The sequence below is a fragment of the Rudaeicoccus suwonensis genome (assembly GCF_007829035.1).
Classification (GTDB): domain Bacteria; phylum Actinomycetota; class Actinomycetes; order Actinomycetales; family Dermatophilaceae; genus Rudaeicoccus; species Rudaeicoccus suwonensis.
Genome location: NZ_VIVQ01000001.1, coordinates 646296 through 668100, shown reverse-complemented (window position 1 = coordinate 668100; position 21805 = coordinate 646296). Strand labels below are relative to the sequence as shown.

The following is a 21805-nucleotide window of genomic DNA, read 5'->3' as shown; positions in this document are numbered from 1 at the left end:
TGCCATCATCCGCCACCACCGCAGGCAGACTCGGCGCCATCCGACGGCACCTCCCACGGCTTGACCTGGCAGCACATGCGGTTACAACCGCGTCGTAACGACGCCTACCGCCAGGTCAACTCGGGTCGCGCGGTTCACGCCGCTCTGTGCCTCAACTCGCGTGGCGCCGCCCACGACGCTCGACGTCGATACCGGATCGAGCCGCCGCTCAACCATCGAGGCCGAGAAGGCGGGCTCCGTTGTGCCACAGCACCGAGCGCATCCACTCATCACCCAGCCCCAGACGCACCAGCGAATCGATCTGGTGCGCATAGGGATACGGGATGTTCGGATAGTCCGATCCCAGCACCACCCGATCACGCAGCTCGGCCAGTCGCTCGACATACCCGCCCGGCAGCGGCGCAAACCGTTCGGTGTAGTCCGTCGCAACCATCGTGGTGTCCAGGTGCACCCGCTCGAACTGCTCGACCAGATCCGCGAACGCGTGATACTCCGGCATTCCCGCATGCGCGATCACCAGCGTGAGCGTCGGGTGGCGCTCCAGCACCCGCGCGATTCGCTCCGCACCGGTGAATTCCCCTGGCAAGGGCGCAGATCCGGCATGTATGACGATCGGCACACCCGCTTCTGCCAACACGTCCCATGCCGGGTCCAGCAACCGGTCGTCCGGTGCGAACTGGCCCACCTGCACATGCATCTTGAACAAGCGCGCACCCGACGCCAGCGCTTCACCGACATACTCCCCGACGCCGGCCTCGGGATAGAGCGTCCCGCAGTGCACGGCATCCGGCACCCGGTTCGCGAACTGCGCCGACCACTCGTTGAGCCACTGCGCCATTCCCGGCTTGTGCGGATAGGTCAACGCCGGGATCGCCCGAACTCCGAAGCCCCGCAACACTGTCAGCCGCGTCTGCTCGTCGAATCGGTACTGGATCGGCCACGGCGCACCGTAGTGTTCCTCGGCCCGGTCGAAGTACGCCCACACCTTGGCCAGCATCGGCTCCGGCAGGAAGTGCACGTGAATGTCGGCCAGTCCCGGCACGCCGAGTCGTTCGACATACGAAGCGATCTCGTCATCGCAGGATGGTCCGGGCGTGATGAGCTGATCGTTCATGCGATCGCCTGCAGCAGGGCGTCATACGTCTGCACCTGCAGACCCTCGCCACAGTTGAGGATCAGCACCTCTGGCCGCACTCCGATGGAATGCACGAAACGCTCGTGATACGAGGCTAATTCGTTCGCATCAGGATCGAACTCACGCGCACGCTCAGCCACTCGTCGCTGCATGTGCTGCAGACTGTCCATCAGCAGAACCTCCTTGAACTCCGCACCCGCCCCGCCCGCGACACCCGCCAACTCATCGACGAATGCGGTGTCGAGCACCAGCTGCGGCACCCACACGTCATATCCTCCCGCGAGGCCGGCCGCGACGACGTTCAGTGCCACGACCCGGGACGTCAGCAGGGATCGCGTCTCATGGCGCACCCGCACACCGAACATCTCTCTCAGCAGATCGATGTCGACGCACATCGATCCGTCGTGCTCGTCGACATAGCGCCGCGCCAGCGTCGACTTGCCGACACCGGGCGGACCATTGAGCAATACCAGCTGGTGGGTCACTCGTCGCACGATATCCGCCAGACTGTGGAGTATGACGCAGCGCGAGATCCTCACCTGGGACCTGTTCGGCACCGCCAGTCGTGAGCTGGCCCAAACCATCGCCGATGACGGCTACGAGCCTGACCTGATCATGTCCATTGCCCGCGGTGGCCTGATCCCCGCCGGCGCGATCAGCTACGCGCTCGGCATCAAGAACGTCCACGTCATGAACGTCGAGTTCTACACCGGTGTCGACGAGCGCCTGGCCATGCCGGTGGTGCTTCCACCGGTTCCCCAGCCGGTGGATCTGTCCGGCGCGACCGTGCTCGTGATCGACGATGTCGCCGACACCGGTGGCACGCTGGATCTGGTCCGCACATTCTGCGAGGGCCACGTCAAGCAGACCCGGTGCGCGGTGATATACGAAAAGCCGCGTTCCATCGTCAAGTGCGAGTACGTCTGGAAGCGCACCGATCTGTGGATCGACTTCCCGTGGTCCAGCCAGCCCGAGATCGTCCCCGACCGGCCCTGATGCACCACGGTGGCCTGACCCACTGCTTCGTCCGAACTCACCGCACGCATTCCACGCACCGCACGTCACCCGGCGGTCGTGCCACCCTGCGGTCGAACAAACGGGAACGCCAGCGTGGCCTTGATGTTCTGACCGACCAGCATCATCACCAACCGGTCGACTCCGAAGCCCAGACCACCTGTCGGCGGCATGGCGTATTCGAGCGCCGACAGGAAGGCCTCGTCCAGCTGCATCGCCTCGAGGTCGCCGGCGGCCGCGGCCATCGACTGCTCGGTGAACCGCTGGCGCTGGTCGACCGGGTCGGTGAGTTCGCTGTAGGCAGTGCCCATCTCGGCGCCGAAGGCCACCAGGTCCCACTGCTCGGTCAGCCGCGGATCGCTGCGGTGTTTGCGCGCCAGCGGTGAGACCTCCACCGGGAAGTCGCAGTAGAACGTCGGGAAGGTCGTCTGCTTCTCCACCAGTGCCTCGTACAACTCCATCACGAGCTTGCCGGCGGAGTGCTCGGCCTTCGCGGGGACGCCGTGCTTGCGGCATACGTCGGCGACCTCCTCCCAGCTGGAGGAGGAGGTGAGTTCGACACCGACGGCCTTCGACACGGCGGCGTGCACGGTCACGACCGGCCACTCGGGCGTCAGATCGACCTCGTCGAACCCGCCGGCGTCGTTCGGGCGCAGCGCGACCGGCTTGCCGTTGACCGCGATCGCAACCTTGAGGAAGACCTCTCGGGTCAGCTCCCGCATCGTGTTGTAGTCGCCGTACGCCTCGTACGCCTCGAGCGAGGTGAACTCCGGGTTGTGGGTAGCGTCGGCACCTTCGTTGCGGAAGTTGCGGTTGAGTTCGAAGATGCGCTGCATCCCGCCCACCGCGAGCCGCTTGAGATACAGCTCGGGCGCGATACGTAGGAAGAGTTCCATGTTGTACGCATTGATGTGGGTCTTGAACGGCCGTGCGGCCGCGCCGCCGTGGATCGCCTGCAGCATCGGCGTCTCGACCTCGATGAAGTCACGGTCCTGGAACGCCTCGCGCATCGCTCGGACCGCCAGCGAGCGACGCAGCAGCATGCCGCGTGCGTCCGGGCTGACGATGAGGTTGAGCGACCGGTTACGGGTCCGCACGTCATCGCTCAACGTCGCCCGCAGATCAGGCATCGGGCTGAGGCACTTGCCGGCCATCTGCCACCCGGTCATCAGCACCGACAGTTCGCCGTTGCGTGAGGTGGCTACCGGTCCGGTGACGCTCACGAGGTCACCGAGGTCGACCGTCTTGCGCCACAGGCAGCGCTCGGCATCCGGGGAGTCGGACTTGGTCACCATGATCTGGATGAACGCGCCCTCATCGTCGAGCACCGCGAAGGTCACGCCGCCGAGGTCGCGCACGGCACGGATCCGCCCCGCGATCGCGACAACGTGCTCGCTCACCTGATCCGGCTGCATCGTGCTGTATGCCGGCAGGATGTCCCGGACGCGGTCGCTTCGTGGAACAGCCACCGGATACCCCTGCGAACCGGCCTCGTCCAGCGTGACCAGTTTGTCGCGGCGCACCCGCTGCTGCTCGGACAGTTGCACGACCGGCGGTGCCGGCAGCAGCAGCGCCTGCTCCTGCTCACGCACCCGGTCGACGAACCACGGCTCCATCCGCTGCGGCTGCACATCCGAGGGACGTGGCCCGGTCAGGAATCGCGGGCCCATCATCGGCACAAAGCCCTCGGCGATACCCATCGCCAGGCCGGCTCGCGGGACCGTCAGCGCGGGGTCGTAACACAGCAACCGCGGCACCCAGGTCGGCTTGTACTTGTCGTTGGAGCGGTACAGGCTTTCTAGCTGAAAGAAGCGGGACGCGAACGACAACGCCGCGTCGTTGATGCGGGTGATCGGACCGGCGCCCACCTGGTCGGCGCTGCTGAACACCTCACGGAAGACTGCGAAGTTGAGCGAGATGCGCCGTATGCCGCTCTCGGGCGCGGCCTCGATGAGACTGGCCACCATGAACTCGTTGAGGCCGTTCTCGCCATCGCGGTCGCGACGCATCAGGTCCAGCGACACCCCACGCACGCCCCACGGCACGAACGACAGGAAACCGCGGATGTGGCCCTCTGCGTCGTGCGCGGTGATGATGACGCATCGTCCGTCGGCCGGATCACCGAGGCGGTTCAGCGCCATCGAGAAGCCGCGCTCGGCCTCCTCACCACGCCACTCCTCGGCCAGCCGACCGATCTCGGCCAACTCCTCGGCCGACAGTTCGCTGTGCCGACGGACCTGGGTGGTGTAGCCGGCGCGGGTGATGCGGGTGACGGCCTGACGCACCGGGCGCATGGTACGGCCGCGCAACGAGAACGACTCCACGTCGATGATGGCCTCGTCGCCGAGAGCGAACGCCTTGAGCCCCGCCTCGACATACTCCTTGGTGCCCTGCTCCGAGCACGAGAGCACGGCGGCATACAGCCCGTGCTGACGGCACTGCTCGAGCCACGCCTCGATGGCGGACTGCCATGAGCTCGGACGACCGACGGGATCCGCGCTCGCGACGCTGACGCTGCCCTCGTTGCGGTAGGTCACCGCCGCCTGACCGTCAGCGGAGAAGATCACGCTCTTGTCACGGCGCGTGGCGAAATAGCCGAGCGAGTCGTTCTCACCGAAACGCAGCAACAGCCGACGGACTGCGAGCTCTTCGTCGGCGGACTGGAATTGCCGGCCACGCCCAGACCGCAGAAACACCAGGATCGCGAGCACCAGCGCGACGGTCGACATGACCCCGGCCAACCCGTAGATCCACGGATATCCGGTGTGACCGGACATACCCGGTGTCGAGGGATCACTGGAGATCCCGAACGTCGACCGCAGCGCGAAGCGCACCACTTCCCGGGAGCCATGCAAGGTATGCCGGGCGGTCGCCGTGATGACAAGGGTCACCACGAAGGACACGAGGAGCCCTCCGGCGAGCACCGCAGTCGCCGCCACTCGGCTGCCTGCGGCCAGCTTCGCCGGGAACTCACGCCGACTCATCACCACGAGCACGAGAGCGACGACACCGATCAGCAACGCGACGGTGTTGAAGAAGACCCCATTGGTGAAGTCGACATACTCACGCTCGAAGCCCCTGACGTGGGTGTCGCGCAACAAGTCGTTGTGGGCGATGGAACCGACGAACAGCAGCGCACTCGCCAGCACACCGACGGCGCTCAGGACCACAGTCACGGTGTGCGCAGCCCGCAGCCGACGGCGGATCGCCCCGGCCAGTGCCAGGAGCAAGCACACGATGAACAGGCTCGGCGCGGACGGCACATTCACCAGACCGAGCGCATCACCGCCGATGTCCGAAACGACTGTATGCCGCAACGGCAAGGTGATCAGCGACCACACCGCTGCCAACAGGTACAGCCGTCCAGTCCACTGCGCTACCCGCTCGCGCCACGGAACCGAAGACTTGTCTCGAGACGGCGTCGCCCCACCGTATGGATTGAAAGATCCACGCAACAGCTTCGGCGCCTTCGCCTGCATCGACTTACCTTTACCCCGGGTGATGAACTCGGCTGATGCCGACCTCGAGCAGCCTACCGGCCACGTCTTCAGCACAGATGAAAACCACCTCGGCCTCACCTGACATGAAGCCCGGCGTCAACCGCCCGGCCTCACCTGAAATGACGCACGAGAAGGATCCGCGGTTGGCCGTTCAAATGTCCTCCGCTGTCGCCGCGATGATGGGATCGGCCGGCACCCTTCGGCCCCAAGCGGACTGTCGCTGGGCAACCAGTCAGCGCTCGGGAACAACCGCGGTACACAAAGAGCCCGCCATACGAGAGATTCGTACAGCGGGCTCGGCACATGTGCCCACAAATGGTTTCAGCGTGGAGCCCTGTTCCGTCCCTGGCCCCCTTTGGTTGGGGGTTGGGGTGGGGGTTCCACGCTGAAACGTGTAATGGTTGTTCGGCGGTGTCCTACTCTCCCACACTCTACCGAGTGCAGTACCATCGGCGCTGAAGGGCTTAGCTTCCGGGTTCGGGATGTGTCCGGGCGTTTCCCGCTTCGCTATGACCGCCGTAACTCTATGAAACTATCACCAACCAGCCTGCGAACCCTGGAATGTTTTCCGGGGGCGGGGTGGGTGTTGTTTCAGAATTGTATAGTGGACGCTTTTTTGAACGTGTTTTGTGGTGTTTAAGTTGTCGGCTGATTAGTACCGGTCAGCTCCACACATTACTGTGCTTCCACGTCCGGCCTATCGACCCAGTCGTCTAGCTGGGAGCCTCTCCAGGGTTTGATCCCTGATGGAAACCTCATCTTGAAGCGTGCTTCCCGCTTAGATGCTTTCAGCGGTTATCACTTCCGAACGTAGCTAATCAGCGGTGCTCCTGGCGGAACAACTGACACACCAGTGGTTCGTCCATCCCGGTCCTCTCGTACTAGGGACAGGTCTTCTCAAGTTTCCTACGCGCGCAGCGGATAGGGACCGAACTGTCTCACGACGTTCTAAACCCAGCTCGCGTACCGCTTTAATGGGCGAACAGCCCAACCCTTGGGACCTACTCCAGCCCCAGGATGCGACGAGCCGACATCGAGGTGCCAAACCATGCCGTCGATATGAGCTCTTGGGCAAGATCAGCCTGTTATCCCCGGGGTACCTTTTGTCCGTTGAGCGACGGCGCTTCCACAAGCCACCGTCGGGTCACTAGTCCCGACTTTCGTCTCTGCTCGACATGTCTGTCTCACAGTCAAGCTCCCTTGTGCACTTACACTCGAAACCTGATTACCAACCAGGCTGAGGGAACCTTTGGGCGCCTCCGTTACCTTTTAGGAGGCAACCGCCCCAGTTAAACTACCCACCAGGCACTGTCCCTGATCCGGATCACGGACCGAAGTTAGGAGCCCAGAACGACCAGAGTGGTATTTCAACAATGACTCCACACCAGCTGGCGCTGGTACTTCACAGTCTCCCACCTATCCTACACAAGCCGTACCGAACACCAATACCAAGCTATAGTAAAGGTCCCGGGGTCTTTCCGTCCTGCTGCGCGTAACGAGCATCTTTACTCGTAGTGCAATTTCGCCGAGTTCGTGGTTGAGACAGTGGAGAAGTCGTTACGCCATTCGTGCAGGTCGGAACTTACCCGACAAGGAATTTCGCTACCTTAGGATGGTTATAGTTACCACCGCCGTTTACTGGCGCTTAAGTTCTCAGCTTCACACTCACGTGTTAACCGGTCCCCTTAACGTTCCAGCACCGGGCAGGCGTCAGTCCGTATACATCGAATTACTTCTTCGCACGGACCTGTGTTTTTAGTAAACAGTCGCTTCTCCCTGGTCTCTGCGGCCCTCACCCCTAGTCAGTAAATGACATCAAGGATCAGGCCCCCCTTCTCCCGAAGTTACGGGGGCATTTTGCCGAATTCCTTAACCACGATTCACTCGATCGCCTTAGTATTCTCTACCTAACCACCTGAGTCGGTTTGGGGTACGGGCGGCTCGAACCTCGCTAGAAGTTTTTCTCGGCAGCATAGGATCACCCACTTCCCACATTACGTGGTCACCATCACGCCTGGGCCTACATGACTGACGGATTTACCTACCAGTCGGCTTACACGCTTGAACGGGGACTACCATCGCCCCGCGGAGGCTACCTTCCTGCGTCACTCCATCGCTTACCTACTACAAGATCGGGTCCCACGCTCCCCACACACGATCACCCCCGAAAGGGATCAACACGGTAGTTCGGGTGGTTAGCATCCCCTGATTCGATATGGGCGGTCCTTCGCCGGTTCCGGAATATCAACCGGATGTCCATCGACTACGCCTGTCGGCCTCGCCTTAGGTCCCGACTTACCCAGGGCAGATGAGCTTGACCCTGGAACCCTTGGTTATTCGGCGGACGGGTTTCTCACCCGTCATTCGCTACTCATGCCTGCATTCTCACTCGTGTCACCTCCACCCCTGGTTCACACCGGGACTTCACTGGTGACACGACGCTCCCCTACCCAACCACACCCCTGAACCCCCCAAAAGGGGCTAGGAACATGTGTGATTGCCACAGCTTCGGTGATGTGCTTGAGCCCCGCTACATTGTCGGCGCGGAATCACTTGACCAGTGAGCTATTACGCACTCTTTAAAGGGTGGCTGCTTCTAAGCCAACCTCCTGGTTGTCACAGCAACTCCACATCCTTTCCCACTTAGCACACGCTTAGGGACCTTAGCTGGTGATCTGGGCTGTTTCCCTCTCGACTACGGAGCTTATCCCCCGCAGTCTCACTGCCACGCTCTCACTTACCGGCATTCGGAGTTTGGCTGACGTCAGTAACCTGGTGAGGCCCATCAGCCATCCAGTAGCTCTACCTCCGGCAAGAAACACGTGACGCTGCACCTAAATGCATTTCGGGGAGAACCAGCTATCACGGAGTTTGATTGGCCTTTCACCCCTACCCACAGCTCATCCCCTCCATTTTCAACTGAAGTGGGTTCGGTCCTCCACGACGTCTTACCGTCGCTTCAACCTGGCCATGGGTAGATCACTCCGCTTCGGGTCTAGACCCAGCGACTCAAGGCGCCCTGTTCGGACTCGCTTTCGCTACGGCTTCCCCACACGGGTTAACCTCGCCACTGAGCACTAACTCGCAGGCTCATTCTTCAAAAGGCACGCCATCACCCCACCAAACGGAGGCTCTGACGGATTGTAAGCGCATGGTTTCAGGTACTATTTCACTCCCCTCCCGGGGTACTTTTCACCTTTCCCTCACGGTACTAGTCCGCTATCGGTCATCAGGAAATATTTAGGCTTACCAGGTGGTCCTGGCAGATTCACACGAGATTTCTCGAGCCCCGTGCTACTTGGGCACCCTCCCACATGACAGCAACGTGTTTCGCCTACGGGACTCCCACCCACTACGGTCCAGCACTCACACTGGTTCGACTACACGCACACGCCACGCACCGCACTGTCAGATACGGTAAAAAAAGGCCCCACAACACCCTGATTGCAACCCCTGACAGGTATCACACAACCACGGTTTAGCCTCATCCGCTTTCGCTCGCCACTACTCACGGAATCACATATTGTTTTCTCTTCCTGTGGGTACTGAGATGTTTCACTTCCCCACGTTCCCTCCACGCACCCTATGAGTTCAGGTACGGGTCACACCACATAACTGGTGCGGGGTTCCCCCATTCGGAAACCCTCGGATCACAGCCCGGTTATCGGCTCCCCGAGGCTTATCGCAGATTCCTACGTCCTTCATCGGTTCCTGATGCCAAGGCATCCACCATGCGCCCTTAAAAACTTAAACAATTAAGAAATTCTTAAAAGCCACAAAGATGCTCGCGTCCACTATACAATTCTCAAACAACACACCAACACCACCAACCACACCACACCAACGCGGCGCAACCAGCAGGCAGTACCAGAAAAAACAACCACCACCACGCACCAACCACCACAGCTCACACCATGACAGTCACCACACGACAGCGAACGGTCGTTTCCTCAGGACCCAACAACGTGCCGACAACGACGCCCAACACCACCCACCACATTCCACAACCACACCCCCACACAAAAGTGAAAGCACGATTCGTACTCGCGGTGGACACTGCCACACACCATCACAAACGGTTGATGTTCCACCCATGAGCTCACCCCACCACACACTCGGTGATGAAAGGTTCAAACGCTCCTTAGAAAGGAGGTGATCCAGCCGCACCTTCCGGTACGGCTACCTTGTTACGACTTAGTCCCAATCGCCAATCCCACCTTCGACGACTCCCTCCCACAAGGGGTTAGGCCGCCGGCTTCGGGTGTTACCGACTTTCGTGACTTGACGGGCGGTGTGTACAAGGCCCGGGAACGTATTCACCGCAGCGTTGCTGATCTGCGATTACTAGCGACTCCAACTTCATGGGGTCGAGTTGCAGACCCCAATCCGAACTGAGACCAGTTTTAAGGGATTCGCTCCACCTCACGGCATCGCAACCCTCTGTACCAGCCATTGTAGCATGCGTGAAGCCCAAGACATAAGGGGCATGATGATTTGACGTCATCCCCACCTTCCTCCGAGTTGACCCCGGCAGTCTCCCATGAGTCCCCACCCGAAGTGCTGGCAACATGGAACGAGGGTTGCGCTCGTTGCGGGACTTAACCCAACATCTCACGACACGAGCTGACGACAACCATGCACCACCTGTACACCAGTCCGAAGACGCACACATCTCTGCATGATTCCGGTGTATGTCAAGCCTTGGTAAGGTTCTTCGCGTTGCATCGAATTAATCCGCATGCTCCGCCGCTTGTGCGGGCCCCCGTCAATTCCTTTGAGTTTTAGCCTTGCGGCCGTACTCCCCAGGCGGGGCGCTTAATGCGTTAGCTGCGGCACGGAACTCGTGGAATGAGTCCCACACCTAGCGCCCAACGTTTACGGCATGGACTACCAGGGTATCTAATCCTGTTCGCTCCCCATGCTTTCGCTTCTCAGCGTCAGTTATGGCCCAGAGACCTGCCTTCGCCATCGGTGTTCCTCCTGATATCTGCGCATTTCACCGCTACACCAGGAATTCCAGTCTCCCCTACCACACTCTAGCCTGCCCGTACCCACCGCAGACCCAGGGTTAAGCCCTGGGCTTTCACGGCAGACGCGACAAACCGCCTACAAGCTCTTTACGCCCAATAATTCCGGACAACGCTCGCACCCTACGTATTACCGCGGCTGCTGGCACGTAGTTAGCCGGTGCTTCTTCTGCAGGTACCGTCACAAAAGCTTCGTCCCTGCTGAAAGGAGTTTACAACCCGAAGGCCGTCATCCCCCACGCGGCGTCGCTGCATCAGGCTTCCGCCCATTGTGCAATATTCCCCACTGCTGCCTCCCGTAGGAGTCTGGGCCGTGTCTCAGTCCCAGTGTGGCCGGTCACCCTCTCAGGCCGGCTACCCGTCAAAGCCTTGGTAAGCCACTACCTCACCAACAAGCTGATAGGCCGCGAGTCCATCCCCCACCACAAAAGCTTTCCACCACACACCATGCGATGCGCAGTCATACCCGGTATTAGACCCCGTTTCCAAGGCTTATCCCAAAGTGAAGGGCAGGTTACTCACGTGTTACTCACCCGTTCGCCACTAATCCACCCGCGCAAGCACAGGTATCATCGTTCGACTTGCATGTGTTAAGCACGCCGCCAGCGTTCGTCCTGAGCCAGGATCAAACTCTCCGCAAAAAAACACAAAAAATCCAATCCGGCAAAAACTGATCAAGAGCAAAAAAACTCAAAACCAATCAATAACCAAACAAAAATCTGGCATCAACCATCTCGACACGCTGTTGAGTTCTCAAAAAACGACCAGACACTACATCGCTGTCACCCTGAGGCGACAGGTCAGCACTGCTGCTAATTTCTGGTTTCGATCTGAATCTTGGGCGGCAAGTCCTTCTGGACTCTCGCGCACTTGGCTTCGATCGGTGCCTAGCTTAACACAGCCACTGACTGCTTCAAACCAGACTGGTCAGTCTTCGGTGGGCCGCGCAGCCAGGCGAGCCTGTCCGCGTCCTGCCCCGTCGGGCTGACAAGAAGAACAGTAGACCAACCTCAGGAGAAGTTCCAAATCGAGGTGCCGCGGAGGGAGTGGAGCCCAGCAACCGCGGGGCGCGACTGAGGTTTTGTGTGGTTCACGAGAAGTGAGTCGGCCCGTAGAAGTCAGATACGAGTCGTGCTGAACTCGCGCACGGCGTATGCCAGTGGACGCGCCGTAGGGAGGTCACGTGCGATGCGGTGATGGGGGTGGGCACGACGCCTGCGTCGTGCCCACCCCCATCACGCCTGCAGAGAAACCGCGCCGTCAGTCGACCAGCAGGCTGAGCAGGTCTGCACGGGTGAGAACACCGGTCGGCTTTCCGCCGTCCACGACCATCACGGCGTCGTTCTTGCGCAGCAGCTCGCGCACCACGGACACCGGCTCCCCGGAACCGATCAGTGGCAACGGAGCCTCCATGTGCTTTTCGACGGGGTCGGCCAGGTGGGCTGACCCGGCATACAGCGCGTCGAGGAGTTCGCGCTCACTCACCGAACCGGCGACCTCGCCTGCCATGACCGGTGGCTCCGCCTTGACGACCGGCATCTGCGAGACGTCGTACTCGCGCAGGATCTGAATCGCGTCGCGCACCGTCTCGGTCGGGTGGGTGTGCACCAGCGCCGGCATCTGACCCGATTTCGCCGCAAGGACCTCGCCGACCGTGGTCTCGTCGGCGCGTTCGCGCATAAAACCGTACGAGCTCATCCAGCCGTCGTCGAAGATCTTCGACAGGTATCCACGGCCGGAGTCCGGGAGCAGCACGACCACCGTCGCCTCCGCCGGCAGCGTGCGTGCGTGCCGCAGACCCGCGACGACCGCCATACCGCACGAACCGCCGACGAGCAGGCCCTCCTCACGAGCCAGGCGACGCGTCATCTCGAAGGACTCCGCATCGCTGACGGCGATCACTTCGTCGACGACCGAGGGATCGTAGGCGCGCGGCCACATGTCTTCACCCACCCCCTCGACGAGGTACGGGCGACCCGTGCCGCCGGAGTACACCGAACCTTCCGGGTCGGCGCCGATGATCTGCACGCGACCGCCCGCACGGTCCGCGGACACTTCGCGTAGGTAACGCGCTGTGCCGGTGATCGTGCCGCCCGTACCGATGCCGGCCACGAACGAGGTGAGTTCGCCGTCGGTGTCGGCCCAGATCTCCGGGCCGGTCGAGTGGTAGTGCGAGTTCGGGCCCTCGGGGTTGGAGTACTGGTCCGGCTTCCAGCCGCCGGGAGTCTCAGCCGCGATGCGGTCGGACACGCTGTAGTAGGAGTCCGGGTGCTCCGGCGGCACCGACGTGGGCGTCACGACAACCTCTGCGCCATACGCCTTGAGGACATTGCGCTTGTCTTCACTCACCTTGTCCGGGCACACGAAGATGCACTTGTAACCCTTGCGCTGGCCGAACAACGCCAGACCGACGCCGGTGTTGCCCGACGTGGGCTCGACGATCGTGCCGCCCGGTTGCAAGGCACCGGATGCCTCGGCGGCTTCGATCATCCGAAGCGCGATGCGGTCCTTCACCGAACCGCCGGGATTGAGGTACTCGACCTTGACCAGGACGGTCGCGGCGACGCCCTCGGTGACGTGATTCAGCTTGACCAGGGGGGTGCCACCGACGAGGTCGGCGATGTGCTCGGCATATCTCATGTGTCGATCGTCTCAGATTCTGAACCACTGACGCACTCGGCAGGCGACTGAAGCGCTGGTGACAATATCGGGGTGACCGACGGACCGGACGAAGGGCGGGTGTGCGCACATGGGGCGGGCGAGGCGAGCACGCAAGATCGCGTCGAGGGCGGCATACGGCGGGGGTATCGGTGCCGCGGGGCTGATCGGCGCAGGTCTGACCACGTGGGGACTGCTGCTCGGGGAATCCGTGATAGCACGGCGCATCGTCGGGCAACCGTTTGACGGCGCACCTGACTCCAACGGCACGTATGGCGCCGGGCCCGGTGAACCGATCCAGTTGCTCGTGATCGGAGACTCCACTGCTCGGGGAATGGGCGCGGACGAAGCGCACCAGACCGTGGGCGCGATCATCGCGGCGACAGCTGCGGCCCTCGCCGGGCGGCCGGTTCATCTGACGAATGTCGCAGTGGTCGGTGCCGTCTCCACGGATCTGACGGGTCAAGTGGAGCAGGCACTGGAAGCCGTGCCGGCGCCGGACGCCGCAATCATCATGATCGGCGCGAATGACGTCACCAGCCGCCTGCCGCGGGCGACCTCGGTGCGCCACCTGTCGGCGGCCGTCCTTGCGCTGCGAGAGGCGGGCGCCGAGGTGATCGTCGGCACCTGCCCCGACCTCGGCGTCATACAGCCGGTTCCACAGCCGTTGCGCACCCTTGCCCGTCGCTGGTCACGGGACCTCGCGGCGGCGCAGACCGTCGCAGTCATCGAGCACGGGGGTCGCACCGTGTCGCTCGGGGACCTGCTCGGGCCGGAGTTCTCGAAGAGTCCCGCGGTGATGTTCTCGGCGGACCGCTTTCATCCGTCGGCGGCGGGATATGCCAGGGCTGCGTCCGCGCTCCTGCCGAGTGTGCTGGACGCCCTGGGTCAGTCCGGCGTCGACGACCGACACGCACCGGATATTCGCCGGCGTGAGACGGTCGGTCCTGTTTCGGTGGCAGCGACCCGAGCCGTCGCCGACCCCGGCACGGAGGTTTCCGGCACCGACGTGCACGGGTCCCAGCGGGGCAGCCGGGGTCGATGGGCGGTGCTCATGCGACGTCAACGCACGCCGCTGCAGGAGTCCGACGCCGTCGAGGCAGAGCAGCCCACCGGCGATGCGTCATCCGAGCTGCCGGCAGATGATCCAACGGCTGTCGGGACCGATCACAACGGCATACAGTCGGCTCCATGAGCGCTGAAGCCGACTGCCTGTTCTGCAAGATCATCGCCGGCGAGATCCCGGCGGAACGAGTGGACGAGGACGCCGACACGATCGCGTTCATGGACATCAACCCCGGCTCGACCGGGCACGCGCTGGTGATCCCGAAGAAGCATGCTCGCGATCTGCTCGAGATCGACGATGACAGCCTCTCGGCGGTCGCTGTCGCTGCGAAGCGCTTGGCCGGGCGAGCGGTCGACAGACTGGGGGCCGAGGGGGTCAACCTGCTCAACTGCTGCGGACCGGTCGCCTGGCAGACGGTCTTCCACTTCCACATGCACGTGGTTCCGCGATACACCGACGACAGTTTGCAGTTGCCGTGGCGACCGGTGGCGGGTGACCCGGACGCCATTGCCGCGACTGCGGCTGCTTTGCGCGGCAGCGATTGATCGGACCTGCCCGCTGCCGCCGTCACGACCTGTGGTGCGACGATCGCGGCGTCATACGGTCGCCATACACTCGGGAGAGCCCGGGCGGTACTGCCCGGTAGCCCTGCAATGACGGAGGACAAATGCCCGAAGCAGTCATCGTTTCCACCGCGCGGACCCCGATCGGCCGGGCCTTCAAGGGCAGGCTGAAGGACATCCGCCCCGATGACCTGGCGACGCAGGTGATCCAGGCGGCCCTGGCCAAGCTCCCGGGCCTGGATCAGTCGCTGATCGAGGATCTCTACCTCGGCTGCGCCGAGCCTTGGGGAGAGCACGGGAGCAACATGGCGCGCGTCGTCGCTGTGCTCGCCGGTCTCGACCACGTGCCGGGCGCGACAGTCAACCGCTTCTGCTCCTCATCCGTGCAGACGACGCGTATGGCGGCGCATGCCATCAAGGCAGGCGAGGGCGACGTCTTCGTGTCGGCCGGGGTCGAATGTGTGTCGCGTTATGCCGACTTCGCCGGAGCAGGCGGCAGCAAGGCCGACTGGCAGAACCCCAAGTTCGCCGACGCCATCAAGCGCACCGAGCAGATCGCCAAAGACAACAGCACCTGGAGCGACCCGCGCGAGAACGGCGAGCTGCCGGACATCTACATCGCCATGGGACAGACGGCGGAGAACGTCGCCGGCCTGCGCGGCATCAGCCGAGAACGCCAGGACGAGTGGGGTGTCTCCAGCCAGAACCGCGCCGAGAAGGCCATTGCCGAAGGATTCTTCGCCCGCGAGATCGCACCGGTGACCCTGCCCGACGGCACCGTCGTCTCCACCGACGACGGCCCGCGCGCCGGTGTGACGCTGGAGAAGGTCGCCACCCTGCAGCCGGTGTTCCGCGAGAACGGCACAGTCACGGCCGGCAACTGCTGCCCGTTGAACGACGGTGCCGCCGCGGTTGTCGTGATGAGCGATACCAAAGCGAAGGAGTTGGGCCTGACGCCGCTGGCGCGCGTGGTGTCCACCGGGGTCTCGGCGCTGTCTCCGGAGATCATGGGCCTCGGCCCGGTCGAGGCGTCCCGTCAGGCATTGAAGCGAGCCGGGATGACGATCGCCGACATGGATCTGTACGAGATCAACGAGGCCTTCGCGGCGCAGGTGCTGCCGAGCGCCGACGACTTGGGCATGGACTTCGACAAGTTGAACGTCCACGGTGGCGCCATCGCGCTGGGCCACCCGTTCGGCTCCACCGGCGCCCGCATCACCACCACGCTGCTCAACGGTCTGGAGTCACGCGACGGCACCTTCGGCCTGGAGACGATGTGCGTCGGCGGCGGTCAGGGGATGGCGATCATCTACGAGCGTCTCTCCTGAACCAGCCTCTCGACGCCAGCCTCGGTCCGCAGCCAGCGGACCGGGGCTGGCGTGCACTTGAGACCGAAACGCGGCGGATAGCGCGCCGCTGGCACGAGCTGCCTGAGGAACAGGCGGCCGAATTCGCCTCAGTGCTCAGGGATTTCACCCAATCGCTGGCGGACCGCACACGCGCGCGGTGTGGTTGTGAGCCGCTCGGCATACCAGACCTGGGCCTTGCTGCGCTCGGTGATCAGCTGACCGTCGTCGTGTATGACGCCCAGGTCGCCGGGGTGACCGACGGCCTGCTCGAGAGTCTTGCGCAGTTGCGGCGATCCCTGCCCTGATCAGCGGATAGCCCATCGACCGAACTGCGAGGCGTCACAGCCGTAAAAGTCTGCGCCCCCAACCGAAGTCGTCGGTCGGGGGCGCAGTCTTGTTGCTGGTGAGCGAGATACGCGTCAGTTGCGCATCCGGGCGAACAGCCGCAGCAACTCGACATACAGCCAGACGACCGAGACAAGCAGACCGTGCGCCATCAGCCAGGAGTACTTCTCCGGCAGACCGGAGTTGACGCCGCGCTGGATCGTGTCGAAGTCGACGGCGATGGAGTATGACGCGAGGCCGACCGCGAAGAGGCTGATGATGATGCCCAGCGAACCACTGCCGCCGGCACCGAACGGACTCGAGAAGACACCGGTCCAGACGAGGACGACGTTGATCAGGGCGAACAGGAAGTAGCCCATCACCATCATCGCGAAGATCTTGCGAGAGCGCTCGGTCACCCGGATCAGGCCGAATTTCCAGCCGGCGAACATTCCGGCGAAGACACACAGCGTCGCCAGCACCGCCTCACTGACGACACCGGGGTACATCTGATTGAAGAAGGCGCTGGCCGCACCGAGGAAGAGCCCTTCGGCGGCGGCATACGTCAAGATCAGCGGCACCGAGATGATCCGCTTGAACGAGATGACCAGACCGATCACCAGGCCGACGACCATCCCGCCGAGGAACAGACCCATGCCTGCTGCCTGGCTGTCCTTGGCGACGAACCAGCCGAAAGCTGCTGCGACCAAAAGGATTCCGAACAACGCGAGCGTCTTGGTGACCACGTCGTCCAGCGTCATCCGACGGCTGTCGGTGTACGGCGCCTGCTTACCGGGCCCGGTCGCGTAACCCGCGCCGGGATACTGCTGCGGCTGGCCGTACTGCTGGCCATAACCCTGCTGCGGATAACCGGGCTGGGCGTAATTCGGCTGCTGGCCGTACTGCTGCTGGCCGTAAGGCTGCTGGCCGTAAGGCTGCTGGGGGTAGCCGGGCTGCGCGCCATACTGCGCGGCCTGCTGTTGTTGTGGAGTGCCGAACTGGCCGTACTGGGGCTGCTGATCTCCCGCGTAGCGCCCGGCAGCGAGGTCTTGATTGAAGCGTCTGAACACCGGATTCGATGCCATTGTCAACTCCCAGTCGTTGCGGTGACCTGATGGCCACCATCCCTGACCCAAAGTGTAGTTCGCCGTGTGGACAGACATCGACGGCGAGCACCCGGCGGGTCCACGAAACCTTCGACGGCAGGGGGCGAAGACCATGATCTTCTTCAGGCAGGCTGGCGAAATTTTCGTGGCGCGACAGGCGAATCTTGAACAACTGTCAGGGAATTCGGGCAAAAACTAGGGCGCGAAAGACTTCCCATTACAGGTGTCAAGCGCCCTAGTCTTTGGGAGTCACGTTGCCGCGCGACTCTCCTCATCCCAAACGGAGGTGTCTCCGTCATGAATAGTTCAGAATTACCGAATGCGACCCTGCCCCGACGACGACTCTTGGCGTTCACCGCCGTCGGTGGCCTGTCCGCTGCGCTCTGGTCGATCCGCCTCCCGCCCACGTGGCCGCCGGTGATCAGCGTGCCCACCGGCTATGCTAGACCGACCGGTGCCGGATATCAGCCGTTTGAGAAACTTGCGCAGCGCGGGTCGATCACCGCAACAGCATCGACGGTGTCACCGAACGCCAGTGTCACCTTCGCTTCGGGAACGTTCTCCTGCAAGGACTTCGCGGTTGCACACACCTACGGGGTGATGTTCACCTCGAATGTCACCGGTGTCTACGGATCCGGTTCGGCCAAGACCGTATTCCAGATGACGCCAGGGACCTCGACTCAGGCCAAGTCGATCCCCGCGCAGAAGTCTGGCGGTACCAACCAGTTGTGCCTGATGCGCGTCGGCGACGGTTGGTCGAACGCTCCTTCGTCGCGGCCCTACCAGGTCGCGGGTTTCACCTTGCTCGGCACCACGCAGCCGGTCGATCCGAAGACGGGCAAGCCCCAGACGTACAACGGTCTGCGGCTCTACTCGTGCAAGGGCGTCAAGGTCTACGACGTGCTGGTCAAAGGGATCCCGGGCAGTTCCGATTTCAACCCCGGCGAGACGTTCAGCGTGTGCGACTACCGCAGTGTCAACACCTCGATGCAGAACGTCGAGGTCGACGGTCGCAACTCGGCCGGGGTACCGGTGGCCGGTAGTGGCATGGGCTTCAACTTCACCAACGGGCTGACGACGACCAACTGTTTCTCGCACGACACGGCGTACGGTCACGGGATCACGCACTACCAGTGCACCGGTGCGATCACACACACCGACTTTGCGTCGACCAACACCGGGATCCCGATCAACTTCGAGCAATGTGTTGCGACGATCAACCTGGTGCGCTTCAGCGCTCAGGCAAACCGCGCAGTCACCTCAGCGGGCGACAAGAAGCCCGGCACGCCGATTTTCGCGGTCATCGACTCCAGCCTTGGATCGAGCAAGGTGACGATCACCGATCCGACCATGAATGGGTTGACACCCACGCCGTCGAACCCGTTGGTCGTGGTCGTGCACAAGACGTACAACGGCGCCAAACAACTGCAGAAGACCAGCGACATCCGGCTGGTGCTGTCCGGCAGGGTGCGCTCGGACTGCATTCGCTTCGCGACGAACGAGAACATCCCGTTCGCCTGAGCGAGTTGCGGCATACAGCAGGAAAATTCAATCTCGCGTGGCCCGATCGATCTGTCGACCCTCGACGTATGGATCGGGCCATGCCGCTGCTGGGGCTCCGGCCATGCCCCGGCGACGTGCTACGAAGACGTCATGCCGAAGTCCCCGACTGCGGCGGACGATGTTGATACGTTTTCGTGCGCCCTTCCCCGCTGCCGTCGCGGCAACGGTCCGCGACGAGAAGCCTCCTTGGCCACAGCATTTGAGAGAAGCACATCGTGATCGCAGCCAGCATCGTTGCAGCCGACGCCCCCACCCAGTCGGGGAGCCTGGCGCACACCCTCCTGATCGCCCTGGCGATCGTGATCTCGATCGGGGTGAGCTACCGCACCAAGATCAACACCGGCTTGTTGGCGATCGCGTTCTCGTATCTCATCGGAGTTTTCGTCCTGGGTCTGACGCCGAAAGACGTCACCGCGATGTGGCCGGTGACGATCTTCTTCACCATCTTCGCCGTGACGCTGTTCTTCTCCGTCGCCATCGAGAACGGCACCCTGGAGAAGATCTCGGGCTTGATGCTGTTCCGATCGCGCGGACTCGCATGGGGTCTTGCGGTGGTGTTTTTCCTCACCGCCGCAGTGGTTGCTGCGCTCGGTGCCGGCTTCTACGCGGTCATGGTCTTCCTTGCGCCAGCTGCCCTCGTCATCTGTACGCAGGTCAAGATCGAACCCCTGCTCGCCGGGGTCGGCGTGATCGTCGGCGCGCAGGTGGGCTCCAACTTCATGACCAGCCTCAACGGCATCGTCTTCAAGGGGCTGTTCGAGAAGCTCGGCTATTCGAGCTCGAGGGCGTTCAGCTTCTCGTTCTGGATCTTCGTGGCCTACCTGGTGCTCGGACTGCTGGTCATCACCGGATTGACGCTCGTGTACCGGCGCCGCGCCATACGCAGCGGTGCCGAGGCTCAGCGTGAGCGGATCGAGGTCGTCAAACCCGAACCGTTCGACCGAGCCCAACGTATGACGCTGGCGCTGATCGCGGTCTTCCTGCTGCTGGCGCTGGTTCCGTCGATCCTGCATGTGCTGTTCCCGAGCGTCGACATCTTCGGAACCTGGACGGGCAACGTCGACCCGCCACTGGTCAGCGTGTTGCTGACCGTCGTCGCGTTGCTCATGGGCGCTGCGGACAACCGCAGGGTCATCGAGCGGGTGCCATGGCACATCCTGATCATGATCAGCGGCATGGGCATGCTGATTCAGGTTGGCGTGGCCGGGGGTGCGATCAACCAGTTGGCGCACTGGCTCAGCAAGGACCACATCCCGAGCTACCTGATCCCTGTGCTGCTCGCTCTGGTGGCCGCGGTGATCACGGCGTTCAGCAGCTACATCGGTGTGACGGCGCCGGCGCTGTTCCCGATCGTTCCCACCATCGCAGCGATCGCGCACCTCAACCCCACGCTGCTGTTCGTGTGCACGACGATCGGTGGCCTGTCGATGGCAGTGTCGCCATACTCCGAGGGTGGAGCGATGGTGATGAGCTTCTCGCCACCGGAGAAGCAGGACGCGATGTACCGCAAGGAACTCACCGTCGGGCTGCCGGTGATGGGTGGCGCGGCTGTGGTGATGAGCCTGGTGCTGACCGTCTTCTTCCACTGAGGATCTCGTGCGCTGACAGCATGCGGCGAGGGCGGCTGCGCTGTGGGCCGCGACTGGTGGTGCGCGGCTGATCAGAGCGAGGCTGATCAGAGCGAGGCTGATCAGAGCGCGGCTGATCATGCACAAGTCGCCGATTCGGTCGGGTTCAGCGCCACATCGGTCGCATTGGTCTCATGGGCCCCACTGGCCACAGATAATTCGCCGATTCGGCGAGTTTCCGGTAGGCGCCACCCACGAGATGTCCGTCGTTGCCGGTCATCGGACGAGCTACGCGCACGAGATGTCAGCTTGTGCCGCCTCCTCAAGCCACCGCACCCACGAGATGTCAGCATGTGCCGCTTCCTCAAGCCGCCGCACCCACGAGATGTCAGCATGTGCCGCTTCCTCGACCCGGTAGCGACCAGGAATGACATCTCATGACTACAGTCCGAGGAAACCGCTCCGATCGACACCAGCGGATGGTGGTGCAACAACTGCTGGCGTCCATCGGCTGCCGGACGTTCGTGGCGCGCGCCCCTGCGGGCATTACCGGACCTGCGGACGGGCCGACATCACCGAACCTGCGACGCTGCGACCCCAGCCGAGGCCACCGAACCTGCGACGCTGCTAACCCGGCGGACCGGCGGACGGGCCGACATCACCGAAGCTGCGGACCGGTGGACCGGATTCCCTCCTTGGGGATCACGCTCCCTCCTTGGGGATCACGCATCCGCTGAGACATCACGCGCCATAGCAGTGCAGTCCGCAGGGGCCGGTGGTGCCCGCCGTGGGTACCTCACCGCCACACAGCGTGCTCAGGTCACGGCCTCGCGTTGATGTCATACGTCGAACCTGCAGTGCCCTCGACGGGATTCGAACCCGCACTGCAGCGATTTTAAGTCGCCTGCCTCTGCCGTTGGGCTACGAGGGCA

The 21805-nt window shown here is 62.8% G+C and carries 12 protein-coding genes, 1 tRNA gene and 3 rRNA genes; 7 read left to right on the top strand and 9 right to left on the bottom strand.

Annotated elements, in window-relative coordinates; all coding sequences use genetic code 11:
- Nucleotides 1-208: 208 nt before the first annotated feature.
- Both BKA23_RS03110 and BKA23_RS03105 read right to left on the bottom strand, forming a co-directional pair.
- Nucleotides 209-1114 carry an amidohydrolase family protein gene (locus BKA23_RS03110; protein WP_145225380.1) on the bottom strand — a complete coding sequence of 302 codons (906 nt, stop codon included), beginning with the start codon at nt 1112-1114 and terminating at the stop codon, nt 209-211.
- Nucleotides 1111-1620 (bottom strand): P-loop nucleotide/nucleoside kinase family protein, encoded by a 510-nt coding sequence (locus BKA23_RS03105; protein WP_170226347.1) that lies wholly within the window; start codon nt 1618-1620, stop codon nt 1111-1113. Before BKA23_RS03105 ends, BKA23_RS03110 begins: the two co-directional genes overlap by 4 nt.
- A 31-nt stretch (nt 1621-1651) precedes the next feature.
- Between BKA23_RS03105 and BKA23_RS03100 the strand changes: the two genes are divergently transcribed.
- Nucleotides 1652-2131 carry a phosphoribosyltransferase gene (locus tag BKA23_RS03100; RefSeq protein WP_145225375.1) on the top strand — a complete coding sequence of 160 codons (480 nt, stop codon included), beginning with the start codon at nt 1652-1654 and terminating at the stop codon, nt 2129-2131.
- 65 nt (nt 2132-2196) lie between these two features.
- On the opposite strand, the gene lysX is transcribed toward BKA23_RS03100, so the two are convergent.
- The 5 genes from lysX to BKA23_RS03075 form a co-directional block, all read right to left on the bottom strand.
- Nucleotides 2197-5628 carry a bifunctional lysylphosphatidylglycerol synthetase/lysine--tRNA ligase LysX gene (gene lysX / locus BKA23_RS03095; RefSeq protein ID WP_145225373.1) on the bottom strand — a complete coding sequence of 1144 codons (3432 nt, stop codon included), beginning with the start codon at nt 5626-5628 and terminating at the stop codon, nt 2197-2199.
- Between the two features lie 424 nt (nt 5629-6052).
- A 5S ribosomal RNA gene (rrf, locus tag BKA23_RS03090) occupies nt 6053-6170 on the bottom strand.
- Between the two features lie 111 nt (nt 6171-6281).
- Nucleotides 6282-9402, bottom strand: a 23S ribosomal RNA gene (locus BKA23_RS03085).
- Nucleotides 9403-9794: 392 nt separating this feature from the next.
- A 16S ribosomal RNA gene (locus BKA23_RS03080) occupies nt 9795-11317 on the bottom strand.
- The 16S, 23S and 5S rRNA genes sit together here, the layout of an rRNA operon.
- 619 nt (nt 11318-11936) lie before the next feature.
- Nucleotides 11937-13316 carry a cystathionine beta-synthase gene (locus tag BKA23_RS03075; protein WP_145225370.1) on the bottom strand — a complete coding sequence of 460 codons (1380 nt, stop codon included), beginning with the start codon at nt 13314-13316 and terminating at the stop codon, nt 11937-11939.
- A gap of 109 nt (nt 13317-13425) precedes the next feature.
- Between BKA23_RS03075 and BKA23_RS03070 the strand changes: the two genes are divergently transcribed.
- The 4 genes from BKA23_RS03070 to BKA23_RS03055 all read left to right on the top strand — a co-directional run bounded on the left by BKA23_RS03070 (nt 13426) and on the right by BKA23_RS03055 (nt 16617).
- Entirely contained in the window at nt 13426-14529 is a 1104-nt protein-coding gene (locus BKA23_RS03070) for an SGNH/GDSL hydrolase family protein (protein ID WP_145225368.1), read from the top strand.
- Complete coding sequence (locus BKA23_RS03065) at nt 14526-14945, top strand: HIT family protein (protein ID WP_145225366.1); 420 nt, start codon at nt 14526-14528, stop codon at nt 14943-14945. Before BKA23_RS03070 ends, BKA23_RS03065 begins: the two co-directional genes overlap by 4 nt.
- 122 nt (nt 14946-15067) lie before the next feature.
- Nucleotides 15068-16291, top strand: a complete 1224-nt coding sequence (locus tag BKA23_RS03060) for an acetyl-CoA C-acetyltransferase (RefSeq protein WP_145225364.1) — start codon at nt 15068-15070, stop codon at nt 16289-16291.
- 131 nt (nt 16292-16422) lie between these two features.
- Nucleotides 16423-16617: a hypothetical protein gene (locus BKA23_RS03055; RefSeq protein WP_145225362.1), complete on the top strand. Its 195-nt coding sequence runs from the start codon at nt 16423-16425 to the stop codon at nt 16615-16617.
- A gap of 114 nt (nt 16618-16731) precedes the next feature.
- Here the strand turns inward: BKA23_RS03055 and BKA23_RS03050 are convergent, their stop codons facing one another.
- Nucleotides 16732-17721 (bottom strand): Bax inhibitor-1/YccA family protein, encoded by a 990-nt coding sequence (locus BKA23_RS03050; RefSeq protein ID WP_145225360.1) that lies wholly within the window; start codon nt 17719-17721, stop codon nt 16732-16734.
- A 318-nt stretch (nt 17722-18039) separates the two neighbouring features.
- Here BKA23_RS03050 and BKA23_RS03045 point away from each other — a divergent pair, with 318 nt between their 5' ends.
- On the top strand, nt 18040-19263 hold the full coding sequence (locus BKA23_RS03045; protein WP_145225358.1) for a hypothetical protein: 1224 nt from the start codon (nt 18040-18042) through the stop codon (nt 19261-19263).
- Between the two features lie 257 nt (nt 19264-19520).
- A complete protein-coding gene (locus BKA23_RS03040; protein ID WP_170226346.1) occupies nt 19521-20894 on the top strand; it encodes an SLC13 family permease in 1374 nt (457 codons plus the stop codon).
- A gap of 837 nt (nt 20895-21731) precedes the next feature.
- Here BKA23_RS03040 and BKA23_RS03035 read toward each other — a convergent pair.
- A tRNA-Leu gene (locus tag BKA23_RS03035) sits at nt 21732-21804 on the bottom strand.
- Nucleotide 21805 lies beyond the last annotated feature (1 nt).